The sequence below is a fragment of the Photobacterium angustum genome (assembly GCF_002954615.1).
Taxonomy (GTDB): Bacteria; Pseudomonadota; Gammaproteobacteria; order Enterobacterales; family Vibrionaceae; genus Photobacterium; species Photobacterium angustum_A.
In genome coordinates, this window is the sequence record NZ_MSCJ01000003.1 from 1,180,736 (window position 1) to 1,201,909 (window position 21,174).

20 protein-coding genes are annotated in these 21,174 nt (G+C 38.8%); 10 read left to right on the top strand and 10 right to left on the bottom strand.

The annotated features are described in order from the left end of the window. Window positions 1–68: 68 nt before the first annotated feature. From BTO08_RS20050 to BTO08_RS20070, 5 genes are all read left to right on the top strand, one after another. Complete coding sequence (locus BTO08_RS20050) at window positions 69–974, top strand: DMT family transporter (protein WP_105062342.1); 906 nt, start codon at window positions 69–71, stop codon at window positions 972–974. Between the two features lie 138 nt (window positions 975–1,112). Then, on the top strand, window positions 1,113–1,796 hold the full coding sequence (locus BTO08_RS20055; RefSeq protein ID WP_105062343.1) for a DUF4336 domain-containing protein: 684 nt from the start codon (window positions 1,113–1,115) through the stop codon (window positions 1,794–1,796). A 141-nt stretch (window positions 1,797–1,937) separates the two neighbouring features. Continuing rightward, window positions 1,938–2,213, top strand: a complete 276-nt coding sequence (locus tag BTO08_RS20060) for a hypothetical protein (protein ID WP_105062344.1) — start codon at window positions 1,938–1,940, stop codon at window positions 2,211–2,213. Between the two features lie 81 nt (window positions 2,214–2,294). Then, window positions 2,295–3,371 (top strand): M14 family zinc carboxypeptidase, encoded by a 1,077-nt coding sequence (locus BTO08_RS20065; protein ID WP_105062701.1) that lies wholly within the window; start codon window positions 2,295–2,297, stop codon window positions 3,369–3,371. 19 nt (window positions 3,372–3,390) lie between these two features. Next, the gene (locus BTO08_RS20070) at window positions 3,391–4,143 is read left to right on the top strand and encodes an alpha/beta fold hydrolase (protein ID WP_105062345.1); all 753 of its coding nucleotides are present in this window, start codon (window positions 3,391–3,393) and stop codon (window positions 4,141–4,143) included. 40 nt (window positions 4,144–4,183) lie between these two features. Here the strand turns inward: BTO08_RS20070 and BTO08_RS20075 are convergent, their stop codons facing one another. After that, complete coding sequence (locus BTO08_RS20075) at window positions 4,184–5,047, bottom strand: LysR family transcriptional regulator (RefSeq protein ID WP_105062346.1); 864 nt, start codon at window positions 5,045–5,047, stop codon at window positions 4,184–4,186. 119 nt (window positions 5,048–5,166) lie between these two features. On the opposite strand from BTO08_RS20075, the gene BTO08_RS20080 reads away from it, so the two are divergent. Beyond that, window positions 5,167–6,234 carry an HlyD family secretion protein gene (locus tag BTO08_RS20080; protein ID WP_105062347.1) on the top strand — a complete coding sequence of 356 codons (1,068 nt, stop codon included), beginning with the start codon at window positions 5,167–5,169 and terminating at the stop codon, window positions 6,232–6,234. 62 nt (window positions 6,235–6,296) lie between these two features. Next, window positions 6,297–7,307: a DUF2955 domain-containing protein gene (locus BTO08_RS20085; protein ID WP_005364909.1), complete on the top strand. Its 1,011-nt coding sequence runs from the start codon at window positions 6,297–6,299 to the stop codon at window positions 7,305–7,307. An 80-nt stretch (window positions 7,308–7,387) separates the two neighbouring features. Here the strand turns inward: BTO08_RS20085 and BTO08_RS20090 are convergent, their stop codons facing one another. The 4 genes from BTO08_RS20090 to modA all read right to left on the bottom strand — a co-directional run bounded on the left by BTO08_RS20090 (window position 7,388) and on the right by modA (window position 10,617). After that, window positions 7,388–7,681 (bottom strand): Bor family protein, encoded by a 294-nt coding sequence (locus BTO08_RS20090; RefSeq protein ID WP_005364908.1) that lies wholly within the window; start codon window positions 7,679–7,681, stop codon window positions 7,388–7,390. 154 nt (window positions 7,682–7,835) lie between these two features. Beyond that, window positions 7,836–8,927 carry a molybdenum ABC transporter ATP-binding protein ModC gene (modC, locus tag BTO08_RS20095; protein ID WP_105062348.1) on the bottom strand — a complete coding sequence of 364 codons (1,092 nt, stop codon included), beginning with the start codon at window positions 8,925–8,927 and terminating at the stop codon, window positions 7,836–7,838. Continuing rightward, complete coding sequence (gene modB / locus BTO08_RS20100) at window positions 8,927–9,616, bottom strand: molybdate ABC transporter permease subunit (RefSeq protein WP_005364905.1); 690 nt, start codon at window positions 9,614–9,616, stop codon at window positions 8,927–8,929. The genes modC and modB overlap by 1 nt, the downstream gene beginning before the upstream one ends. Before the next feature lie 230 nt (window positions 9,617–9,846). Next, on the bottom strand, window positions 9,847–10,617 hold the full coding sequence (gene modA, locus BTO08_RS20105) for a molybdate ABC transporter substrate-binding protein (protein ID WP_105062349.1): 771 nt from the start codon (window positions 10,615–10,617) through the stop codon (window positions 9,847–9,849). Between the two features lie 316 nt (window positions 10,618–10,933). On the opposite strand from modA, the gene BTO08_RS20110 reads away from it, so the two are divergent. Then, on the top strand, window positions 10,934–12,340 hold the full coding sequence (locus tag BTO08_RS20110) for an amidohydrolase (protein WP_105062350.1): 1,407 nt from the start codon (window positions 10,934–10,936) through the stop codon (window positions 12,338–12,340). Window positions 12,341–12,409: 69 nt separating this feature from the next. Here the strand turns inward: BTO08_RS20110 and BTO08_RS20115 are convergent, their stop codons facing one another. After that, window positions 12,410–13,060, bottom strand: a complete 651-nt coding sequence (locus BTO08_RS20115; protein ID WP_105062351.1) for a CatB-related O-acetyltransferase — start codon at window positions 13,058–13,060, stop codon at window positions 12,410–12,412. Window positions 13,061–13,147: 87 nt separating this feature from the next. On the opposite strand from BTO08_RS20115, the gene BTO08_RS20120 reads away from it, so the two are divergent. Both BTO08_RS20120 and BTO08_RS20125 read left to right on the top strand, forming a co-directional pair. Then, window positions 13,148–14,059, top strand: a complete 912-nt coding sequence (locus BTO08_RS20120; RefSeq protein WP_105062352.1) for a LysR family transcriptional regulator — start codon at window positions 13,148–13,150, stop codon at window positions 14,057–14,059. Window positions 14,060–14,376: 317 nt separating this feature from the next. Then, complete coding sequence (locus BTO08_RS20125) at window positions 14,377–16,263, top strand: FAD-dependent oxidoreductase (RefSeq protein ID WP_105062353.1); 1,887 nt, start codon at window positions 14,377–14,379, stop codon at window positions 16,261–16,263. 52 nt (window positions 16,264–16,315) lie between these two features. Here the strand turns inward: BTO08_RS20125 and choV are convergent, their stop codons facing one another. The 4 genes from choV to betA all read right to left on the bottom strand — a co-directional run bounded on the left by choV (window position 16,316) and on the right by betA (window position 21,164). Beyond that, window positions 16,316–17,497: a choline ABC transporter ATP-binding protein gene (choV, locus tag BTO08_RS20130; protein WP_105062354.1), complete on the bottom strand. Its 1,182-nt coding sequence runs from the start codon at window positions 17,495–17,497 to the stop codon at window positions 16,316–16,318. A 2-nt stretch (window positions 17,498–17,499) separates the two neighbouring features. Further along, complete coding sequence (gene choW, locus BTO08_RS20135) at window positions 17,500–18,342, bottom strand: choline ABC transporter permease subunit (protein WP_006645056.1); 843 nt, start codon at window positions 18,340–18,342, stop codon at window positions 17,500–17,502. 131 nt (window positions 18,343–18,473) lie between these two features. After that, window positions 18,474–19,409 (bottom strand): choline ABC transporter substrate-binding protein, encoded by a 936-nt coding sequence (locus tag BTO08_RS20140; RefSeq protein ID WP_006645055.1) that lies wholly within the window; start codon window positions 19,407–19,409, stop codon window positions 18,474–18,476. Window positions 19,410–19,463: 54 nt separating this feature from the next. Next, window positions 19,464–21,164, bottom strand: a complete 1,701-nt coding sequence (betA, locus tag BTO08_RS20145) for a choline dehydrogenase (protein ID WP_105062355.1) — start codon at window positions 21,162–21,164, stop codon at window positions 19,464–19,466. Window positions 21,165–21,174 lie beyond the last annotated feature (10 nt).

Sequence of the window (21,174 nt, forward strand, 5' to 3'; positions counted from 1 at the left end):
GTCAACCATTGTTAATAAAGCCGCTTCCTTTATGATATTTTTAATCACCTTAAATAAGACATATATCCATGACCACCAGCAATGAGAGTTTAATTCCATTAGGCGCACGTTTTATGCTCCTTTCTGCCCTAGGTTTTGCCCTAATGTCTTCTACCGTTAAATACGTTAGTCAAGTAGGCATTCCAGTCTTTGAAATCGTTGCTGCGCGTGCCGTTGTATCACTGATTATTAGTTATTTAGATATTAAACGAAAAGGTATACCTGTATGGGGTAATAACAAACCTTTATTGGTTGTTCGTGGGATTATGGGCACAATTGGACTTTCCTGTGTTTACTATGCTGTCACGACTCTACCACTAGCTGAGGCCACTATTTTACAATATACCAACCCCGTATTTACGGCCTTACTTGCTGTAATATTCTTAAAAGAGCGTGTTCAACTTTCAACCATGGTGTGTATTGTTCTAAGTGTCATGGGGTTATTTTTCATTGTAAACCCAACAACACTAACAACAGGCGCTTCTCACCTACCGTTATACAGTGTCATGATCGCGTTAATCGGTGCTTTTGTTAGTGCCATTTCATATATTATTGTAAAAAAACTTAGTAATACTGAAGATAGCTCCGTCATCATTTTTTATTTTCCACTCATTACTTTACCGTTATCTCTTATATTAATTGCTGATAACTTCGTTGTACCAGACTTACCAACAACGATTTGCTTAATTTTTGTGGGTATATTTACCCAAGTAGGTCAAGTGGGATTAACTAAGGCGATGCAAACACAAGCTGCAGGTAAAGCAACAGCATATTCTTATGTTCAAATTGTCCTATCCATCATCCTTGGTTTTATTATCTTCAAAGAAGTCCCTTCTATTTGGACCTACATCGGTGGCCTGCTAATTATTTCTGGTGCTGTTGTGAATTTGTTCGGCCACAACATGATGAAAAAAATAAAACGCACCACGGTATAAGCCATTGTAGAAACATAAAGAATAATGGATTTTAACAATATCTTAATGATAATCTAATGAAAGAATTTTCATGATGATTTACGGTCAAGGAATGACCGTTTACAACATAATCTATCAATGTAGTGCGCAGGAAGCGGTATGATCGAATGTTATAAAAATAGACTTTGGTATCTAGATTTTGCAATGAAAACCAACGGCATTGCGGTTGGTTGTAAAATGACTGTGATAAAATTAGACGATGATCGTTTGTTTATTCACTCCCCTGTTGAACTCGATAATGCATTGAAATCAACCATAGAGCAACTTGGCAAAATAGTCGCCGTTGTCACTCCCAATAAAAGCTACCATCACTATTTATCAGATTGGTGGCTTGCTTATCCAGACGCCTATTTCTTTGCTGCTCCAGGATTACAGCAAAAACGCGGAGACCTAACGTTTGACGATGTATTGCGCCAGTACACCCCAGCTTTATGGCAAGGACAACTATTACAAACCTTAATTAAGGGTAGTGACAATTTTGAAGAAATTGCCTTTTGTGACCCTTTGTCAAAAACATTAATTTTGGGTGATTTACTTGCATGGATGATTGATAAGAAACACCCACTAAGTATTGGTTACGGACTTCTAAACGGTTGTTATATTCATCCAGCCATGCCTTTCTATTTACGACTCAGCTTTACCGACCGCGTAAGATTACGCCAATCAATTCAAGAAATCTTAACATGGCCTTTTGACCGTATCATTTTTGCAAAAGGAAAAGTTATTGAGACAAATGGTAAACAGTTATTCGCAACCGCTTTCCACTGGCTATTCCACGCCTAGCAGAATAATGCTTATTTATTCATCTATCTCACAGCGATTGTGAGCAAGATCAATAAATACATTCATCCTAAAGCGCATAGTATTCTGATTATTATCGCCAGCTTATCACTTTTCCAGATAAGTTTGATTCGGAACCATACTATGAATCCAATAAGAATTTATATTCGCGACATTTTAGGCTTGGGTGTTGTCGGTATGTTTATCTTAGCAATGCTTGGGGTTATTTTTGCGGCAGTAGGAGCCATTCACTATTTGACCGGGGCAACAGATTTAGTTGCTAAAGATCTTCATCTTGCGATGACCCACATTGTTTTTTTAGTCCCAGCATTGTTACTAGGTTATGCTATCAACCGACCAAAATGGATAGCGGAAACAACACAGTTTCGCTTAGATAAAGCCAAGAAAGAGTCTGAATAAGCATTTAACAGAAAGAGCCTGACATCTAATTGTCAACATACATTGATATTGTTACTTTTTATCTTTGTTTGTGAGGCTCTTTTGCTAAACGCTAAAACTCACTCTATTTCAACGTTATTACCAGAACTGATACAGCTTGAAACGTTAATCGAAAGATTAAGCCAACACAAATCCCCTGTTCCATTTCACTGTGACATATTAGCCCATATCCCTTGTAATGATCATTTCCCCCAACACCATCGAAATAGCTTGCCACTTTATGCTATTCATCTAGGTACGCCTGACCCTAGTGCGCCATTAATGCTATTTGTAGGCGGTGTTCATGGTTTAGAACGGATTGGCACTCAAGTACTGCTGTCATATCTGCATACGATTATCGAGCGCATGACATGGGATACCACGCTACATCACCTTTTACAGCGGATTCAAATCGTTTTTATTCCTTTAGTAAACCCTGTAGGAATGGCGAAAAATTACCGTTCAAATGGTAATCACGTTGATTTAATGCGAAATGCACCTCTAAACAGTCAAGAAAAAACAGCTTTATTAATTGGTGGACATCGCTTATCTCCTCGTATCCCTTGGTTTAGAGGAAACAACAGTCAACAAATGGAATTAGAAGCTGAAGCACTCACTCAATATGTTATGGACTTAACAACATCTCGACCTTTAACACTTTCGTTAGATTGCCATTCAGGCTTTGGTTTAAAAGACAGAATTTGGTTTCCTTATGCCCATAGTGCAAAACAAGCCTTTCCTTATATTGGTGATGTTTACCACCTCCGTCATACATTTATGACGACTTACCCTAATCAAAATTATATTTTTGAGCCTCAGGCTTTGCATTATCTCTGTCATGGTGATTTATGGGATCACATCACCCTACAATGTTTAAGACAACAACAAGTTATATTACCGCTAACATTAGAAATGGGATCTTGGCGTTGGATAAAGAAAAATCCACTTCAAATTCGACAAGCATTGGGAATTTTCAACCCAATGAAACCTCAACGCATACAACGCGTATTACAAAAACACATTGTACTGATGGATTTCATGATCAATGCGGCAGCCAACTATCAAGCATGGTTCAATCACACAGATAATCCTCATTACAAACAACAAGCATTATCACGCTGGTACAAAAAACAACAATAAACCACTTGCGGCTTAAAATATGACAAAAAAACACACCATTATATTATTGCGAGGATTATTTCGAGACCAATTTCATTGGGGGGACTTTAGGCAAACCCTAAAATCGAACTTTCCCTGTTCGAATATTGTTTGTCTTGATATTGCGGGCAATGGCGCTCGTAATAACGAAAAAACACCATCGAGCCTTGAAGGTATTGCTCAAGATCTCCACCAACATTTCCATGCTTTACAGCCAGATCATCAAGCCGATATTATTGCAATTTCTATGGGAGGGATGATTGCTTTAAAGTGGATGACATTATTTCCAAATGATATTCGTAAAGCGATATTGATTAATACCAGTACCCAAAGCCTTTCTCCCTTTCATCAACGTTTACGTTGGCAGCGCTATATCGATATTTTCCAAATTTTATGGTTACCAAACTTAAAACAAGAAGAAAAAATCATTCATTTAACATCAAATAAACAATGGGATAGCGTTGAGCTTATTGCTTTATCTCATCGCTGGGCTAACTGGAAAGAACAACATCCCATTTCATGTCTCAATATGTTAAACCAACTTAATGCTAGTCGTGAGTTTGTCTTACCGAATAAGTTATCTCAGCCAATTAGCTTACTTACAAGCGAGCAAGACAAGCTCGTAAATTACCAGTGCAGTATCGATTTAGCTAACTATTGGAATTTGCCGGTGTATGTTCACCCCACCGCAGGTCACGATATACCGCTTGATGACGCACAATGGGTATGCGAACACGCTAAACGTTTATTTTAATATCACAGGTTTTGTCTTATAACTTATTATTTCATCAAAACTATTTAGAAAATAGCTCTCGTATTAACTCAATCATTGCACGCGTTTTTTCAGGGATAAAACGGCGGGACGGATAAACCAATGTCATCGTTATATCTATCTGAAATATATCAGGAAGGACTGGAATTAATTCACCGCTGGCAATCTTATCTTCAAATAACACGACTGGCAGTATAGCGATTCCTCTACCTGATTTTGTTAGCCTATTAATTAAGCTAAAGTCCTCTGAGACTAATCGCACATTCATCCTATCTGGCAATAGCGATGAATTATATCGACTCAATAATATCGGATGTTGATAAAGTTCTTCCATCGTTGTTGGTAACGTGTGATTTTCTAAATATTTTAAAGAACAATAGAGATGACTCGAAGAAGTTAACAATGATTGCTGAACATAGTTTTCATTAAATACATCAACACTCTTAGGCAACAGCTGAAGATCGACATTTTCTCTTTTTAAGTCAATACTTTCGTGGCGATGAACAACATCTAATGTTACGTCTGGAAATTGCTCTGTATATCGGTCCAAGATTTCAAGAAAAACCGAAGATGAAATAAAAGCAGCAGGAATCGCTATTTTAAGCACACCACTATATGCCTGTTGCTGGTTTTTAATTAAATTCACGGCTTGCTCGACATCAGTTAATGGCTGATTAATATATTGGTAAAACAATCGCCCATTCTCTGTTAATTCAATTTGTCGTGTTGTTCTAATCAATAACTGACAACCAAGTTCTTTTTCAAGTTGCTGTATTCTTCTACTAATTTTAGAACGTTGTAACGAATGTGCTTTTGCCGCAACGCTAATACCACCATGCCTGACCGTTAACATAAACAAATAAATATCGTCTAACGATGCCTTCATAATCCCAATTTACCATTGTCCTAAAAATAGAGCGCAAGTGTAATATTTATTAGTCTATTTAATCAAATGAACTCTCTTTATAATAATGTGATAAAGATCACTATAAAAAGAGACACACTATGGCAAATGCCGACACAACATTTCGTCGCTGGATGAAAGGATTAATCATCCTATTCTTACTCTTCATGGGTTATATCATTGTTGCAGACAGGCATATTCCACTTACAACAGAAAGCCGTGTGCGTGGCTATGTCGTTCAAATTGCTCCAGAAGTCTCTGGCAATATCACCTCAGTTTCGATCACTAACAATCAGAAAGTAAAAAAAGGTGAGGTGTTATTAACTATAGACCCATCTAAGTATGAGCTTGCCGTTGATCGCGCAAAATTGGCATTACAACAATCTTATGAGCAAGAAAAATCTTTATTAGCACAAATTGAGGCAGCAAAAGCGAATGTTGCCACCAGCCAAGCCAATTATGACAACGCAAGAAATGAATATGGTCGTATAAATAAACTGGCGCAGAAGAAATTAGTCTCTGCGTCTATGCGTGATTCAGCATTCGCGAAAGATCGTAGTGCATTATCGACATTACATGCATCACAACAGCAACTGTTAGCCGTTAAAGCTAAATTAGGTAATAACGTTAGTGAAAGCACACCTGTAATGTCCGCAAAAAATGCATTAAAACAAGCTGAGCTTGATTTAGCACATACTAAAATTATTGCACCTAGTAACGGCGTCATTACTAATCTACAAGTTGATGTAGGTACAATGGCTACAGCAAACAAACCTATGCTTACATTTATTCCAACAAGTTCTATGTGGGTTTCAGCTGATTATCGTGAAAAGTCTACAGCATTAATTAATAAAGACTCTGTTGCCTATGTCACCTACGATGCATTACCCGGTCAAGTTTTCAATTTCCATATCGCTAATCGAGACTTTGGTGTCGCCGCAGCACAAGAAACACCAAACGGTCAATTAAGTGCCGTTGAGGTTAATAACCGCTGGGTACGTGACGCACAGCGTGTGCGCGTTAATTTAACTAGTGACACACCTTTACCACATCAATTATTTATTGGCTCACGTGCTACTGTTGTTATTTATTCAGATAACAGCTTGTTATGGCAAACCTTAGCTAGCATTCAAATTCGTCTCGCTAGTTGGCTACACTACATCTACTAACCGCTGAGCGATCAATATTATGGTTGATCGCCCTTTCTTATCGCTTAATAAAGGAGCTAATAATGAAAACAATGCGGATCTGGTTTGGATGCGTTTTAGGGCTAGCTATTAGTATGATTTTTGGTTGGTCTTATGGTTTTTTCGCTGCTTTACTGCCAATAATGGTATTAATGAAGGCAGAACGCTGGAATTTATCATTGCTTGTGCAACTGATTTTAGGGATTATCTGGGTTACAGTTCAAGTGACTTTTATTTCAGGCTTCTTACAACCCTACCCTGTTTTAATGACTATCGCTGTTGGTATTATGCTAATGGCAAAATGCAAAGCGATGATAAACCCTAAAACTTATTTATTTGGGTTCACTGGTTTGTTAGTTGGTTCAATCGCGCTTAACTTTGCTAGTTATACCGGATTTGATCTTGAAGAATTCAATATTACCTTGTGGATGAGTGGATTAATAACTGCACCTATTTGTGCCCTTGCGTATTTTCTTTTCCCTGAACCTAAAACAGAACAAACAGCACCTAGTATAAATAATGACACACAGCGTGTTGATCATATCGGAATGATCCGCCAAACAGCACTGGGCTGGTTAGTGGCAATGGTTGCTTTTCTTTTGTTCCAATTCGGTGATTTAAGTGACTCATTATCAGCACAAGCATCTATTTTCATTGTGCTCGCACCAATGACATTAATTGGTTCAATGGCTGTCGCTAAAATACGTATTACAGGGACATTTTTGGGGTGTTTAGCGGGTATGATTATCCAGTTAGGGCTTTATTCATGGGTTAATAACGGCATATTATTTCTGATGGCTTATGCGATAGCTGCAGGCTTTTTCTGTCACTGGATTGCACAAGGTACCATAAAATCAAGTATTGCTTTTTCTGCGATGTCGGCCTTAACCGTACCGCTTACAACATCATTAATACCAGAACAAAAAGATGCCTTTTTCTCTATTTTATATCGCTTCAGCTCAATTTTCATCGCGGTGGTTGCGACTTCAATCGTAATTTGGATCACACACCATTTTTTAATTAGGGTCATCAAAGCCCCTAATGAACAATTTTAAACTATTTTACATATTATAAAGGCTAAATTAATTAGCCTTTACTTAATCACTAATAATATTAATAAATATAAATTATTATATTATTTACAGTAAACACGAGCTTCGCGAGGAGTGTAAATACCAAAAGTAATAGTACTTAAAAAGCCGTTAAAAAATGTTTGTTGTACTTCTACTTTTTCAATATTTTCCGCGCCACCACATATTTTGGCCGCATCGATTGTTTTCTTTTGACCAATACCTGAAACAAAAAACGGTTGTGATTTTTCGATTGTAGGTTGATTTAAAGTAGGTTGTTCACCCATTGTAAATGTTTGTTTTGCACAGCCCGTTACCATTACTGCAGCAAAGATAACCGCTAAAGTTATTTTTTTCATTACTATTTTCACTCCTTTATATAAACGGAGTGAATATAATTGCAAAACAACATACTGTAAACGAATATCAAACAAACGCAGTGTGAATGAATAATTATCAAACAATGTTCAATTATTTTAAGTAGAATTATAAATAACTAGAAAATAAAGATAATTAAGCTAAATCATCTTTAGTAACACTCACACCTTTAATTTGCGCATAGACTTTATCGCCAATATTTAACGCTAATTCATCCGCCGCCCAAGCGGTAATATTGGCCCATAAGTGAGTTTCACCAACGCGTAATTTCACTTCAACACGTTCATTTTCAGCATAATGAATTTTGTCAATTCTTGCAGCTAAGATATTACGAATACTGGTTTGAGTAGGTTGTTCGCGAGCAATAGATACATCATTTGAAAAAATACGTACCCTCACCCATTCACCACGTTGCTGATGTAAACGGCTGACCCATAAGAATGAATCATGGCTTAGCATCACCTGCGTTAATGCATATTTAGGATGATTATAATTAATACGAGCACTTAATAATGAACTTTGCTCTTTAACGGGCAACCAAGGGCGCATTTCAGGTGAACTCCATACTGAATTCACATGCCCTGAAATTAACACCTTACCTTGGTTAAGCATCACCATAGAATCGGCAAGACGTAAAATCTCATCAAGGCTATGGGTTACATAAATAATTGGTGTATTCACACTCTTGGCTAAACACTCAAGGTAAGGCATTAACTCTTGTTTCCGCGGCATATCTAGCGATGCTAATGGCTCATCCATCAGCAACATGTCAGGTTTAGTTAATAACGCACGTCCAATCGCGACACGCTGTTTTTCGCCACCAGATAATGATGACGGATAACGGTTTAGTAACGCTTCAATACCAAGCAAGCGGACAATATCATCAAAATGCTGGGGATCAGGACTCTTAACGCCGTAATTTAAATTGCCTCTAACACTGTAATGTGGAAATAAACGCGCATCTTGAAATACATAACCAATTTTTCGTTTATCTGGCGAAAGAAATATTCGCTCTTCATTACTGTAAAGGGTTCTATCGCCAAGCTTAATAATCCCACTATCTGGCTTAGTTAAACCCGATAGAACATTCACTAACGAAGTTTTACCTGCTCCTGAACGACCAAAGATCGCTGTGATCCCTTTCATGGGTACATCGAGATCAACGTCTAGCGATAAATCACCAAGCTGCTGTTTAAATTTAATTTTTAAGCGTTTATTAGTTGTCATCACATCACTTCCAAACGTTTTCTAGCAAGGCGTGTTAGCCATTCAGAAGCAAATAATGAAGACAAGGCAATCACAATCGCAACCACACATAAACGGGCCGCTTCACTCTCCGCTCCTGGGGTTTCAATAAAGGAATACATTGCCAATGGAATAGTTTGAGTTTGACCAGGAATATTAGAAACAAAGGTAATCGTTGCACCAAACTCACCAAGAGCACGAGCAAAGGCTAAAATTGTGCCTGTTAAAATACCTGGGATCGTTAAAGGTAACGTAATGGTGACAAATACGCGTAGTGGTGATGCGCCTAATGTACGAGCGGCTTGTTCCAGCTTTTTATCAACCCCTTCTAAAGCAAGGCGAATAGAGCGCACCATTAATGGAAAAGATACCACAGCCACCGCTAAAGCTGCCCCTCGCCAACTAAAGCTAAAACTAAAACCAAACCACTCATAAAGCCATTTTCCTATAGCGCCTTGCCTTCCCATTGAAATTAACAATAAATAACCAATCACAACAGGAGGTAAAACAAGGGGTAAATGAATGAAACCATCTAATAATGATTTACCCCAAAAATTTCGACGAGCCAATAACCAAGCACAAGCAATACCCAAAGGAAGGCTAAATAGCACAGCAACACTTGAAATTTTAAGGCTTAATAATAACGCTTGTAATTCATAATCAGTGAGCAAAGCGAACAATCCTGTGTTTCAATCTAAACCCATGCTCTTTTCTGCATGAGATTCGTAATAATAGCGATAGCATAAGTAATCATTACATCATAGTCAGTAACGATGTGTATAAAACTTCGTAGTTGCTCTATAAATAAACAAAAAAGCACTGAGCAAAGTGCTCAGTGCCTAGTTTTATCTATAACGTCTTTTAATCATAATATGATTAATTTATTGCCTAACTTATTGTCTTAATTAACAGAGCCAAAACCATATTGTTTAAAAATAGCTTTGGCTTCGTCATGCTGTAAGTATTCATAAAACGCTTTTGCCGCAGGCGTTGCATTACCTTTGACTAATGCCATTGGATACGTAATTGGCTTATGTGAATCGGCAGGGAAAGTCGCAACGATTTTTACCTTTTTAGAAATCTCTGCATCGGTTTTATATACAATTCCAAGTTTCGCTTCGCCGCGTTCAACTAACACTAATGCCGAACGTACGTTATTCGCCATTGCCAATAAGGGCTCTGCTTGCTGCCATAATTTTAGATATTCTAACGATTGCTTAGCGTAACGTCCTGCTGGAACATTTGCCGGATTACCCACCGCTAAACGTGTACCGTCTAAGGCTTTAGATAAATCCCAACTTGCTGTCAGCTTGATATTATTTTGTGGATAATCAGTAGGCGCAACCATCACTAAACTATTTTTTAGAACATCGACACGGCTATTATCAATTACCGCACCCTGCTGCTCTACATAATCCATCCACTTTTCGTTAGCCGATAAATAAATATTTGCTGGTGCACCAAGCGCAACTTGCCGTGCTAGTGCTGAAGAAGAAGCAAATGAAAGCGTGGTTTTAACCCCTGTCTCCTTCTGATATTTTGCTGCAATGTCATTCAACGCATTGGTTAATGACGAAGCCGCAAATACCGTGATGTTACTATCAGCAGCAAAAGAAGAAAAAGAGAGTGTTGAGAGTAACGCTGCTGTTGCGAAAGCTAATTTACGTGTCATGACGATGCTCCTAATATTTCGATATATAGTAAACTACATATCGGTTAATACAAGTATTATCTGTGTTATTGATTCTTAGTTTTAAACTAAAATATAGCCACGTTAAACATCACTTTTTATTGTGAAATGAAAAGTAATTAATCCTCTAACCCATCAATAGCAAACGATTACACGTTATAAATTATTTCTATTAAGTATATAAAGCCCTACTTATAGCGATAAAGATCACAAATAAAAGCAATAAATGAAAATGTTATTTTCAATAAAAAATTACCCAGTATTATCTGCGAAAAATACCTTCCTTCGGTGATACTCGATGTTAAAGAAAACGTTACTTGCTGCATCATTAGCAACTTTATCTCTTTCAAGCGCTTCTGCTTTTGCTATCGAAAATGTTGATCTATTAATCAAGAATGGCCAAATACTAACCATGGATCGTGAAAAAACGATTTTTGATAACGGTTTAATTGCAATTAAAGATAATAAGATTGTCGCTGTTACTGATGGCTCAGATATTAATGAGTATAAATCAGTAAAAACAATCGATGCTGATGGCGATATTGTGATGCCCGGTCTTATTAATACCCACACCCACGCATCGATGACTGTTTTCCGCTCATTAGCAGATGATGTACCAGATCGTCTTCACCGTTACATTTTCCCATTAGAGAAAAAGCTGGTATCACGTGAAATGGTACGTATTGGGGCTCAGTTGGGTAACGTTGAAATGGTTAAAGGTGGCGTAACAACTTACGCTGACATGTATTACTTTGAAGACGAAGTTGCTAAAACCGTAGATCAAATTGGTATGCGTGCAATTTTAGGTGAAACCATTATTCAATTCCCTGTAGCAAGTGCTAAAACACCGGAAGATGGCATTAAATATGCGGAAAAACTGATTAACGAATATAAAGATCATCCACGTATCACAATGGCATTTGCGCCACATGGCCCATACACAAATTCAACAGAAACTCTGCAAACTATTGCCAAACTTTCGATGAAATACGATGTTCCAGTGATGATGCACTTGGCTGAATCTGATCGTGAGCGCGAGGTTATTGCAAAACGTTCTGGTGGCCTATCTCCTGTAAAATACATGGAGTCTATTGGCGCACTAAACGAGAACTTAGTCGCAGCACACGTTATTGATGCAAACGAAGAAGATATCGCTATCTTGAAAAAGTACGATGTGGGTATTGCACATAATATGAGTGCAAACATTAAATCAGCAAAAGGTGTATCACCAGCATTACAAATGTTTAATGACGGCTTACGTATAGGCTTAGGCACTGATGGTCCAATGTCAGGTAATACGCTAAGTACTATCGATGAGTTTAACCAAGTTGCAAAAGTACATAAGTTAGTCAATAAAGATCGTGCAGCCATGCCACCTAAAAATGTAATTGAAATGGCAACGATCGGTGCTGCTCGTGCACTCCATATGGAAGATAAAGTTGGCTCTTTAGAAGTCGGTAAGTTGGCTGATGTAATTGTTATTGATACCAAAGCGCCAAATATGGTGCCTGTCTATAATCCATATTCAGCACTGGTTTACTCTGCTTATGCAACGAACGTAAAGCATACGATTGTTGACGGTAAAGTGATTATGGAAAACAGAAATGTACTGACTGTTAATGAAGATAACATTCGTAAAGAAGCGCTGCAGTTTGCAGATAAAGTGCGTCAAACCGTTATTGAAAGCGGTGAAATCGTACAGTAATTAACATCTTTTATCTCATCTTATAGGGCAGTATCAACTGCCCTATTGCAATCCTCAGTATAAAAGTGGCTAACGCTTAATATTTTCAAGATAGTATCCATAAAGCTGCTCGACATCAGCGCTACACATAACTTGCATCGCTTGTTTCAGTTGCTGCTCTGACCAATTCCACCACTGCATTTCAGTCAACATCTCAATTTGCTTTGCCGTGAATCGCTGTTTTACCACATGATTATTCGCTACAACTACGCTATAAGGCTCAACATCTTTAGTGATCACCGCCCTTGATCCAATTACAGCACCATTACCAATTTTTACTCCAGGCATGATCATCGCTTCAGAGCCAATCCATACATCATTGCCAATCACGGTATCGCCTGCTCGCTTAAAACCACTTGGCACATCTTCACCAAAATCATTACCAAAGGGAAAGGTTGAAATCCAATCGATACGATGTCCTTGGTTGCCCGCCATCATAAAAGTCGCGCCAGAAGCAATAGAGCAAAATTTACCAATGAACAGCTTATCCACTTCGCCAAACATACCGCTTTGCCAAACCTCTTTGGTTGGCTTATCTCCAAGCAAATAGCGTACTGCTTGATCTTCAAAAGATTTATCGTGGTAATAACCAGAATAGTAACTGTAGTCACCAACTTCTATGTTGGGGTTACTAATAGTGTCTTTTAATTTTTGGCTTTCAAGCCATGTATCAAACTGCATATTAAACGTCCTATTGATTTATTGCAGTCAGTCTAATTGTTCTTTATTCTTACCAGAAGTGACCATTAAGAGATTAATAATTACCATATGGAAATAAAGTGGCTAAGTTACGTACCCATTTATTTGGCGTTATGTGAAGAAAAAAGCATTGCAAAAGCAGCGCTAAGATTGAATTGCTCAAGCGCACATATCAGTCGACAGTTGCGCCAACTCGAAGCACTACTCGATACTCAGCTTATACAGCGAACAACTCGCAAATTTAACCTCACCTATGATGGGCTTGAATTTTATAAGCAAGTAAAAGTACTGTTTGCTCATGCTGAAGCCATAAACGAAGGATTAGATGTCACTAATTCGGTTTATGGCAAACTTCGTATCGCAGCGTCTGCTTCTTTTGGCTCGATGCTATTAAGTGAACATCTTGCCGATTTCAATTTGAGTCATCCAAACATTGAATTAGAAGTCGCTTTTACTGAAACCCCATTAGATCTAATAGAGCAAGGTTTTGATGTCGCCATTTATTTCACTGAGACGCCACCAGAAGGCTATGTAGGTCATTATATCCGCCACCTTCAATGCCAACCCTTTGCTCATGAAAGCTACTTAACAAACAATCCAGCGATTACTCATCCATTAGATTTGCTCGATCATCACCACATTATTTATAGAAATAGCGAATTCACGCTCGACAAATGGTGCTTTATTAATCAAACAACACAAGAAAAGACAAATATTATCCTTAAACCTTCGATGAGTTTTAGCCTAGTCACCGTCATGACCGAGGCTATGATCAAAGGCTGTGGTATTGCTATGCTTGATGAAATGGCGCTCAGTCACTTAGATAGTGATAAACGAACACATATTATTAATATCTTACCTGATTGGTTTACACCTAATCGTTTGCCTTTATATATCCTTTATCCTAAACGTAAACATCTTGCCCAACGTACAAGTCTATTTGTTAATTTTATTCGTCAAAAATTTGATAAAACAAATTAGAATTAAAAATAGATTGAAAGAAATAAAAAGAAGAATACGGCCTTTAAAATACTAATATTGGCCTGACAACGCTTAATTACCCATATTCTATTCGTAAAGGGCATAGGATATAATTAAGAAGATTTGTATAGTGATTATAAAAAGTGAATACAATAGCTGCTCAATGCTGTTGCTTCGCAATACACCTGAGTGATAAATAACTTTTACCCTACTTATTTATCTTTTCAAAAATATATTCAATTTTCTCACATAATCATTAACTGCAAATAACCAAGCAATCTTGCTGCCCAGTAAATAAATAACAATAGAGGCAATTAATGGTTACTATTAATATTGATGGCAATAGCTATCAAGTCGACAAAGATCAAAACTTATTAGAAGCAGCAAAACAATGCGGCATTGAGATCCCATCACTCTGCGACATAGACACATTCGCAGATGAGTGTGCACTTTGTGATATTGAAATCGTAGGTAAGGGGATTGTGAAAGCGTGCAAAGTTAAACCTACTGATGGAATGGTCGTCACTACCTCATCGCAATTACTGTCAAATATTCGAAAGTGCAATTTAGAGCGAATTTTACAACGCGCAAATACCAACTGCAGCGTACCGCCTTGTCAGATCGCCTGTCCTGCAAACGTTGATATCCAATCCTATTTATACTTTATCGCTCACAATGAACACTTAAAAGCCATTGAAGTGATAAAGAAAACATTGCCTATGCCGCTTTCTATTGGTCGAGTTTGTCCTGCTTTCTGTGAAGCAAAATGCCAGCGTAACTTAGTCGATGAACCACTCGCGATCCGTCAATTGAAACGTTACGCCGCTGACATTGACCTTGAAAAAATAAATAGCTATGCGCCAATCAAAAAAGACGATAAAGGTAAACGTATTGCTATTGTGGGTGCAGGACCTGGTGGTTTAAGTTGTGGTTATTTCCTTAGCAACGAAGGTTACAACGTCACTGTATATGAAGCGATGCCACAAGCCGGTGGATGGCTACGTTACGGTATTCCTGAGTATCGTTTACCTAAAGATATTCTAGATAAAGAAATCGATATTATGTGTTGTAACGGCATGAATATCGAAACCAATAAAAAGTTAGGTGAAGACTTTACCCTCTCTTCGCTTAGTGAGGAATTTGATGCTGTTTGTTTAGCGATTGGTGCATCACAAGCCAGTGAGATGAAGTATACCGGTAGTGATTTAGCAGGCTGTTATCTTGGTGTTGATTTCTTAAAAGATCAGACACTCGATAAACAATATACTATTGGTAAAAAAGTCGCGGTCATTGGCGGTGGTAACACTGCAATTGACTGCGCCCGCTCTGCATTACGTTTAGGCGCAGATACCACACTTATTTATCGCCGTACGCGTGATGAAATGCCAGCTGAAATCTATGAAATTGAAGAAGCAGAGCATGAAGGTGTTAAATTTCACTTTCTAACGAACCCTGCTGAAAATATTGCAGATGACAATGGTCATGTTTGTCAGATAAAACTTGAAAAAATGGCATTGGGCGAACCTGATGCCTCTGGTCGTTGCTCACCAAAAGCAACCGGCGAATATTTTGTTGAAGACTTTGATACCGTTATCGCTGCTGTCTCGCAAAAAACCGATACCAGCTTTATTGCTAACGAAGACATCGAACTTTCATTTAGTCGCTGGAACACCATCAATGTTGATGAAACAACGATGCACTCTGGGGTTAAAAATATCTTCGGTATTGGTGATTTTCGTCGAGGGCCGGCAACAGCGATTGAAGCGATTGCTGATGGGCGAAAAGCGGCAAAAGGGATTGATGAGTTCTTTGGTGGCACCATGGAAAAACTCTATACCGAGTCATTCCGATCTCGCAATGTTGAAAGAAGTCATCTTATTCAGCCTGAACATATTGAAAAGTTAAAGCGTGTTATGGCAAGTATTGCCACTGGAGATAATGCTAAGCAAACCGAACAGATGTTAAATCACGCCCTCGCTAAAGTGTTACGCGCTAAAATGCCAGAGCTAACACTGGCACAGCGTCATTTGAGCTTCAATGAAGTTGAAACTGGGCTATCACAGCAAGCCGCTATTGATGAAGCTAACCGTTGTTTAAGTTGTGGTTGTGATGAAGGCAACGACTGTAAACTTCGTCACTATGCAACAGATTATAAAGTTGATCGTAAATTGTTTATCAACCGAGCCGTACCTTTAGCGAACTAAAAAATCACGGTCAACAATGACGTTCTATATCGTCTTTGTTGACCGATTTTCATTAGGACGCTAGCTGAAAATCACCTAGCAGCGCGTTATAAACATCTTTGTTATGTAACACCCCAACTAATTGGTTATTTTCAACCATGAGTAATGGTTTGTTATTCAGTCGCTTCAGCTCAATGGCATCTCGCATACTAATATCAGGGCTGACCATCACTATAGTGGTGTCATTTATATGGCTTGGAATAGCATCTGTAATTTGCCATGAAAGACAATCAAGATTACCTTCATTCACGATAGACAACGTATCCTCATTCTGAGCGATCCAAAGCTCATCGGCATCACACACTTTATAAGTATTTCCTTGTTGCTCTAACGCAGTTAATGGCGTCATTAATGAGCGTCCTTTCAATACATTTAACGGATTAGTATGTGCGACAAAATCACGAACATAATCTGTTTTCGGATTGAGCACGATTTCTTCAGGTTTCCCGTGTTGAATCAGCTCCCCTGACTCCATAATCGCGATATTATTACCGATTTTAAGTGCTTCATCTAAATCATGACTGACAAACAAAATCGTCTTATTTAGCTTACTTTGCAGTGCTAATAATTCATCTTGTAACTGTGCACGGATTAATGGATCAAGCGCTGAAAAAGGCTCATCCATCAGTAAAATATCGGTATCCATAACAAATGCACGTGCAAGTCCCACCCGTTGCTGCATCCCGCCCGATAACTCTGATGGGTATTTATCTTCCCATTCAGCCAGCCCCACCATTTCTAACTGCTCTCTAGCGCGCTGATGGCGCTCTTTCTTCGGAACATTTTGCATTTCAAGACCAAAAGCAACGTTATCTAACACGGTTAGCCATGGCATTAAGGCAAATTTTTGAAATACCATTGAGACGCGATGAGTACGAAGATGCTGTAACTGGGCTTTTGAGCAGTTCGCTAAATCTACGGTTTGGTCACCATCTTTAATCAATAGTTCGCCACGACTTATATCATTCAACCCATTAACTGCGCGTAATAGACTTGATTTCCCCGAACCAGACAACCCCATTAGTACACAAATCTCGCCTTCTTTGATTTGCAGGCTAACGTTATTTACTCCAACCACTTGGTTTGTTTCATCAATAATTTGTTGACGGCTTTTTCCTTGATCTAATAACGCTAAGGCTTGTTGCTGTTTATCGCCAAACACCACATCCAGATTGTTAATCGTTATTGCATTCATGATCACAGCTCCTTCTGTGCTGGGGTTTTACATAATCGGTCTAAAATGATCGCAACCAATACAATCGCAAGTCCTGCTTCGAATCCTTGTGAAATATTCACGGTATTTAGCGCACGTACAACAGGCTTTCCTAATCCATCCGCGCCGACTAACGCGGCGATAACCACCATGGATAAAGACAACATAATACATTGGGTGATACCCGCCATAATACTTGGCATCGCCGCTGGTAACTCGACTTTTAACAGTAACTTCATCCGACTTGCACCAAACGCTTTACCTGCTTCAATTAAATCTTCAGGCACTTTCGTGATACCTAAATACGTGAGTCGTATTGGCGCTGCAATGGCAAAAATAATGGTAGAGATAAGTCCAGGCACAATACCTAGTCCAAACAAAACCAGCGTTGGAATTAAATAAACAAACGTTGGCACCGTTTGCATTAAATCTAAAATAGGACGCATCAAGGTATACAACCATGGACGATGCGCAGACATGATCCCGATTGGGACACCAATAAGCACTGAAATACTTGTAGCAGCAAAGACCAACACAAAGGTTTCTAGCATTTCCTGCCAGTAGCCTAAATTTAAAATAACTAATAATGCTGCAACAACGAAAACCACTAATGAAATTTTACGGTGTAAGTACCATGCTAACGCCGCGGTGATTAAAATAGGCAGTGCTGGCGGCATCCACTTAAATACATCAACTAAAAATAGAATTACGGTTTCTAAGAAAAATGAAATGGCGTCAAATAACCCTGCAGCATTGATAGTTAACCAATCAACACCTGCTTCCATCCATTGACCCAAAGGGATTTTATTATCCGTAATGAAATTCACACTTTTGCCTTTTATTTGATAAGACGATGCTTACCACCTTATTTTTATGAAGTTTTACAATAGCTAATATCAAAGAAGTATCTGCGCTAATAAACAAGAAGTGATTATTAACGCAGTATTTTAAGAAAGGATTAAGATTGCTTTAAGTAATCCAACACCGCAGTGGTGGCCACTTTACCTTCGCGAGTTTTAACGTCTTTTAGCCATGCTTCCACTTGCTGTGGATTTTCACTCAGCCATTGACGCGCTGCTTTTTCAGGTTGAACCTTTTGATTAAGGATCGCTTCCATTAAGCTATTTTCCATTTCTAAGCTAAATGAAAGATTTTTCAGAAGTTGTCCAACGTTTGGACACTCGGTTAAATAGTTACTGCGAACATTGGTGTAGACATTGGCACCACCATAGTTAGGTCCAAAAAAGTCATCACCACCAGCAAGGTATTCCATTTCAACGTTGCTATTCATTGGGTGTGGTGCCCAACCTAAATAAACAATCCACTGATCACGGCGTACAGATCGAGATACTTGCGAAACCATCCCAGCTTCACTTGATTCCACTAAACTAAAATCTTTTAAACCAAACGCATTCGTATCAATCATTGATTGAATCAAACGGTTACCATCATTACCAGGTTCAATACCGTAAATACGGCCTTTAAATTTATCCGCATGTTTTGCCAAATCTGCAAAGCTCTTCACACCTGCGTCATAAACATACTTAGGTACAGCTAACGTATATTTTGCACCTTCTAAATTCGCTTTTACTGTTTCAACCGTTTTGGCTTCACGATATTTCGCAATATCGCCTTCCATGGTCGGCATCCAATTACCTAAAAAGACATCAATATCACCATTCGCCATTGATGAGTACGTCACGGGTACTGACAGTAAATCAGTTTTCGTACTGTAACCCATTCCTTTTAAAAGCTCAGAAGTTACCGCTGTGGTTGCTGTAATATCCGTCCAGCCCACATCAGCAAAACGTACCGTATCACACTGGTTAGCATAACTATTAAAAGCAACTGAGCTTAACGCTAAGGCAAGAAGTGTTTTTTTAGTAACAGACATAATTATTCCTTTGTCTTTTTATTTATCAGTATTAAGTACGTATATCCCACGTACTTATTGTGAATTGTTTCGTTGGGTCGTTTCCCAATCAGGGGCAATCCATACAGGTACATTGCCTGCAGGAAGCGGGGTTCTCTGTAAAATAAAATCAGCGGCTCGCTCAGCAATCATGATTGTTGGCGCATTAAGGTTACCGTTCGGAATCGTCGGAAATATAGAAGAATCAACAACACGAAGGTTTTCAATACCGCGAACGCGACACTGTGGATCTAGTACTGCCATCACATCGTTATCATCGCCCATTTTACAGGTACAAGATGGATGATAAGCGCTCTCTACATTTTCTTTTACCCACTGATCAATAGCCTGATCAGATGTGACATCTGCTCCCGGTTGAATTTCATCACCACGGTATTGATCCAATGCTGATTGCGCCATAATTTCACGAGTCAAACGAATACAGTCGCGCCAATCCTGCTTATCTTGTTCGGTAGAGATGTAATTAAATTCAATTTTAGGTTTCGCGTGTGGATCATTAGAAACAACTTCTACCGACCCTCTGCTTTGTGGCTTATTAGGCCCCACATGCACTTGGAAACCATGACCATCAAATGCAGCACGGCCATCGTAGCGCATCGCTGCAGGTAGGAAGTGATATTGAATATTTGGCCACTTTAACCCTTTACGCGAACGAATAAAGGCACAAGATTCAAAATGGTTAGTCGCACCTAAACCTGTACGAGTTAGTAGCCATTGCGCGCCAATTTTACCTTTGCTGACTAAATCTAATTTACTGTTTAAGGTAATGGCTTCATTACAATGGTATTGGAAGTAAACTTCTAAGTGATCTTGTAAATTAGCCCCCACCCCAGGAAGTTCGTGCACAAGGTTAATCTTCGCGTTCTCCAATACTGCAGCAGGTCCAATGCCAGACAATTGTAATAACTGGACTGAACCAATGGATCCAGCACTAGATATCACTTCTTTTGTTGCAAATACTTGAGATAGCTTACCTGACTGTTCAAATTCAACACCTACCGCTTTTTTACCTTCTAAAAGGACTTTTCGAGCCACAATGCCTTTTTTCAACGTCAGGTTTGAGCGTTTTAATGCTCGACGTAAATAAGCGTTAGATGTCGATGCACGCACACCTTTATCGACTGTCATATGCATGGCACCAAACCCTTCTTGTTGGTAACCATTGTAATCATCCGTTTCGGGATAACCGGCTTCTTTACCTGCATCAATAAAGGCTTGGTAAAGTGGATTGAGTGCCATGTCATTACCATTACACGTCCCAACAGGACCTTTGCTACCACGGTAAGCGTTACCACCTTTTATCCATGTTTCAGCACGACGAAAATACGGTAAACAAGCTTGGTAATTCCAGCCTGTTGCGCCTTCTTGTTCCCATTCGTCATAATCACATGCATGCCCACGTACATACACCATGCCGTTGATAGATGAACTACCGCCTAGTACTTTGCCTCGTGGACAATGTAATTTACGCCCGTCTAAGCCTTGTTCTGCTTGAGTTTCAAACTGCCATGCATATTTGTCACTGTTCATTGGGTATGACAATGCCGTTGGCATTTGAATAAAAATACTGCGATCACTACCGCCAGCTTCTAGCAATAACACATCATATTCACCGCTTTCACTTAAACGGTCAGCTAATACACACCCTGCCGAACCCGCTCCAACAATAATGTAGTCATAGTGTTGGGGGTTATTTTGCTGCTTATTTTGATCCATCAAAATCGAC

Bases quoted from the DNA above. Each gene is read 5' to 3' on its own strand.
- BTO08_RS20075 (WP_105062346.1), bottom strand. From the start codon at position 5,047: ATGAAGGCATCGTTAGACGATATTTATTTGTTTATGTTAACGGTCAGG.
- BTO08_RS20125 (WP_105062353.1), top strand. From the start codon at position 14,377: ATGGTTACTATTAATATTGATGGCAATAGCTATCAAGTCGACAAAGAT.
- betA (WP_105062355.1), bottom strand. From the start codon at position 21,164: ATGGATCAAAATAAGCAGCAAAATAACCCCCAACACTATGACTACATT.
- BTO08_RS20110 (WP_105062350.1), top strand. From the start codon at position 10,934: ATGTTAAAGAAAACGTTACTTGCTGCATCATTAGCAACTTTATCTCTT.
- modA (WP_105062349.1), bottom strand. From the start codon at position 10,617: ATGACACGTAAATTAGCTTTCGCAACAGCAGCGTTACTCTCAACACTC.
- BTO08_RS20060 (WP_105062344.1), top strand. From the start codon at position 1,938: ATGAATCCAATAAGAATTTATATTCGCGACATTTTAGGCTTGGGTGTT.
- BTO08_RS20115 (WP_105062351.1), bottom strand. From the start codon at position 13,060: ATGCAGTTTGATACATGGCTTGAAAGCCAAAAATTAAAAGACACTATT.
- modC (WP_105062348.1), bottom strand. From the start codon at position 8,927: ATGACAACTAATAAACGCTTAAAAATTAAATTTAAACAGCAGCTTGGT.
- BTO08_RS20085 (WP_005364909.1), top strand. From the start codon at position 6,297: ATGAAAACAATGCGGATCTGGTTTGGATGCGTTTTAGGGCTAGCTATT.
- choV (WP_105062354.1), bottom strand. From the start codon at position 17,497: ATGAATGCAATAACGATTAACAATCTGGATGTGGTGTTTGGCGATAAA.
- BTO08_RS20140 (WP_006645055.1), bottom strand. From the start codon at position 19,409: ATGTCTGTTACTAAAAAAACACTTCTTGCCTTAGCGTTAAGCTCAGTT.
- BTO08_RS20090 (WP_005364908.1), bottom strand. From the start codon at position 7,681: ATGAAAAAAATAACTTTAGCGGTTATCTTTGCTGCAGTAATGGTAACG.
- BTO08_RS20070 (WP_105062345.1), top strand. From the start codon at position 3,391: ATGACAAAAAAACACACCATTATATTATTGCGAGGATTATTTCGAGAC.
- BTO08_RS20120 (WP_105062352.1), top strand. From the start codon at position 13,148: ATGGAAATAAAGTGGCTAAGTTACGTACCCATTTATTTGGCGTTATGT.
- BTO08_RS20050 (WP_105062342.1), top strand. From the start codon at position 69: ATGACCACCAGCAATGAGAGTTTAATTCCATTAGGCGCACGTTTTATG.
- BTO08_RS20055 (WP_105062343.1), top strand. From the start codon at position 1,113: ATGATCGAATGTTATAAAAATAGACTTTGGTATCTAGATTTTGCAATG.
- BTO08_RS20080 (WP_105062347.1), top strand. From the start codon at position 5,167: ATGGCAAATGCCGACACAACATTTCGTCGCTGGATGAAAGGATTAATC.